This window comes from uncultured Sphingomonas sp., from assembly GCF_964237155.1.
In the GTDB taxonomy this organism is placed as follows: Bacteria; Pseudomonadota; Alphaproteobacteria; order Sphingomonadales; family Sphingomonadaceae; genus Sphingomonas.
Genome location: NZ_CAXSHH010000137.1, coordinates 1 through 3,165, shown reverse-complemented (window position 1 = coordinate 3,165; position 3,165 = coordinate 1). Strand labels below are relative to the sequence as shown.

At 67.3% G+C, this 3,165-nt stretch carries 3 protein-coding genes; 2 read left to right on the top strand and 1 reads right to left on the bottom strand.

Annotated features, from left to right (window positions below; all coding sequences use genetic code 11):
• Positions 1-694, bottom strand: a 694-nt coding sequence (locus ACFE71_RS15265; protein WP_375429616.1) for a GntR family transcriptional regulator, incomplete at its 3' end; no start/stop codon positions are given.
• Positions 695-980: 286 nt separating this feature from the next.
• Here ACFE71_RS15265 and ACFE71_RS15260 point away from each other — a divergent pair.
• Together ACFE71_RS15260 and ACFE71_RS15255 are read left to right on the top strand one after the other, a co-directional pair.
• Positions 981-2,135, top strand: coding sequence for an acyl-CoA dehydrogenase family protein (locus ACFE71_RS15260; protein ID WP_375429615.1), 1,155 nt, complete (start codon positions 981-983; stop codon positions 2,133-2,135).
• Between the two features lie 302 nt (positions 2,136-2,437).
• Positions 2,438-3,165 (top strand): riboflavin kinase (locus tag ACFE71_RS15255; protein WP_375429614.1); only part of this gene is annotated, 728 nt, incomplete at its 3' end.

Below are 3,165 nucleotides of genomic sequence, written 5' to 3'. Positions count from 1 at the left end.
CGCGCAGCCGCACGGCGTCGTGCCGCGGTGCGACGCCGGCGAGGATGAGCGACGACAGGCGTCCGAAGAACTTCGCGAACAGCTCGCCGGCGGCCCCGCTGTCGTGGTCACGCGCGGCCAGGGCGATGCGCCGAAAATCCTCCGCGCCCGCGTAAACGCGCGGAAAGCGATCGAGGAGGTTCACGCGAAAGCGCTGGATGGAATCGATCAATCCGGCGATCAGCGCGACGACCTGGTCACCCGCCTCGCCGCAGATGGTCAGCGCGAAGTCCCGGTACGCCGCTTCCCAAGCGGCGGTGTCCCCTTCACGCGCCGCCTCCATCCGGCCGACCGCGGCGTCGAGTGCGTCGTATGACGGCGGGCCCAGGCGCGGAACGCTGACCCGAATGGCGAGCGTCACATTGGCGAGCTGCAGGATCAAGGCGCTCTCGAGATCCGCAAGCTCGATCTGTGCGACATTGAACCGCTTGTTCGCGCTGCCGGTGATGAGTTGGTCCTGCTGCAGGCGGTGCAGCGCCTCGCGCACCGGCCCGCGGCTGGTGCCGTGCGTCTTGGCCAACGCGAGCTGCGACAGCGGCGAGCCGGGTACAAGCCTGCCGCTCATGATATCGGCGCGAACGCGATCGTAAATCGCGGAGGCGCTGTTGCCCTCGCGCTTCACCCTGACCTGCCTAGCGGCCGCTTCTCCGCTCACGCGCATACCCTTTCCACCACTGTGTCGACAGTCTTAGATAGATCGATCCGCAGAGTGTCAATAATATCGCGATGTTCCTGGTATATCAGGAAGCGCGACCAACGAGGTGCGGACAAATGCGCTATCTCGTGTCACGCAAAGTGTTGACAGTCATACGATCGGCGACTACGACTCGCGTCAGTCAAGGAGAGAGCCAATGGCATCCGTCGTTCCCATCGCAAGCCGTGCGTCCGCCAACCTCACCGCCGACCGGATCGTCGCGGCGATCGAGGCGGTGACGCCCAAATTGCAGCAGAACGCGCTGGCCGAGGAGAAGGCCGGTCGCCTGTCACAACAGACGATCGAGGAGCTGGACGCGATCGGCGTGTTCCGGATCAGCCTGCCTCTGGAATATGGCGGTTCCGCGCTCTCGACCGAAGACCAGCGAAGGGTCTTCGCGGCGGTCGGCGCGATCGCGGGCTCCACCGGTTGGGTGAGCTGGGTCACCACGACGCATGGCCGCTGGATCGCGATGTATCCCAAGGCGGCGCAGGACGAGATCTACGGCCTGCCGTGGGTCGGGCCGCGCATCTCGGGCGTACTCTCGCCGCACGGCCCGGGACGCGCGCGACGGGTCGACGGGGGCTACATGATCAGCGGACGCTGGCCATTCGCCAGCGGTTGCCGGCACACCGCCTGGATCGTGCTTGGCTCCATGGTCGCCGGCCCGGACGGTAAGCTGGACATGATCGCGCCGGTGGTGCGGACCGCGGACCTCACGGTCCTCGACGATTGGGCCGTCAGCGGGATGAAGGGATCGGGCAGCAACACGGTCGAGCTGACCGACGAGCTTTTCGTCCCCGAGCACCGCGTGATGTCGATGAAGGACCTTAGCGCCGGCCGCTGGGCATCCGAGCCACCGGCGGGGCAGGTGCTGTTCCGCAACAATTTCCTCGACTACACGTCGATCCTGTCCGGCTCGACGCCGCTCGGCATGGCCAAGGGCGCTCTGAATTATTTCCGCGAGCGCATGGATAGCCGTGGCATCATGGGCACCGATTACAAGGTTCAGGCCGAGGCGCCGATCGCGCACTTCCAATTGGCGGAGGCGACCGCCAAGATCGAGGCGGCCGAGCGGCTTCTATCGGCCGACTGCGTCGAGCTCGATCGTCGCGCCGTCGCGGGCGAGGAAACGGACGATCTCTTCCAGACGAAGCTGAAGTTCGACGTTGCGCTGTCTGTGCGCCAGTGCTGCGAAGCGATCGAGACGCTGCATCGCGCCAGCGGCGCCTCGACCGTTCACGAGGCGAACCCCATGCAGCGTTATGCGCGCGACGCGCGGGTCGCCACCGTCCACGCCCATTTCAACTATGAGACCTGCGCCGAGAACTATGGCCGCGCGCTCGCCGGAAAGCCGCTGTTCGGCAACTTCAATGCCTTGGAAAAGAAGGCCGCGGCCTGACGGGCAAGAGGGCAAGTCACGGCCGCTTGGCCTGCGGGATCGGAGGTCTCATGATGTGTGGAAGCGAACTTCCGGAGGACGTCGGAGCCGATCGGCACGGCCCTGCGCCGCGGCGTCGACGGCGGAGCGGCGAGCGGCGATCGCTGGCGAGACGCGGATTCGGCCCCGGACCTGGACAGGGTCGCGCGCCAGCCGCTCAGGTGATCGAACTTCTATCGGGTAACGGCGGGTTGCCCGATCGTCTTCGCGGCGGCGTCGTCGCGCTCGGCAATTTCGACGGCATCCATCGTGGTCATCAGGCCGTGATCGAGCGCGCGGTCACGATGGCGAGGGACATGGGCGTCGCCGCCATCGTCGGCACCTTCGATCCCCATCCCCGGCGGTTTTTCCGCCCCGAGGATCCGCCGTTCCGGCTCACCTCGCTCGAACACCGCAGGCGGCTGCTCGGCGCGCTTGGCGTCGATGCGATGATGGTCTTCGACTTCGACGGTCCGCTCGCGGCGGTCACGCCCGAGCACTTCGTCGACCGGTGCCTGAGAAACGCCGGCGGCATCGTGACCGGCGCCGATTTCGCGTTTGGCCACGCCCGCTCGGGCGACGTCAGGCGACTTGGCGAACTCGGGGCGGAGCGCGGCATCGCATGCATCGCCATCGACAAGCTCGCTTCCGGGGAATGCGACATCTCCTCGAGCCGGATCCGTCGAGCGCTCGCCGCCGGGGACTGCGCGGAAGCCTGCAGGTTGCTCACCCGGCCCTTCGCCGTCGAGGGCGTCCTGCGCCGTGGCCGGCGCGAGGACCCGCATCTTCCGCTGCTGGACGCGTCCATCGACCTGGGCGAATACGCCCGCCCCCGCCGCGGCGTCTACGCGGTGCGCGCCACCGTCGAGGGCGGGCGAAGGCTCGGTGGATCGGCCTTTCTCCAGCCGTCACCCGAGGACGACCTGCTTGAGTTGTTCCTGGTCGATGTCGAACCGCGCGACCTGGACCGGCGGGTGACGATCGAGTTCATCGCTCACCTGCACGACGCGGA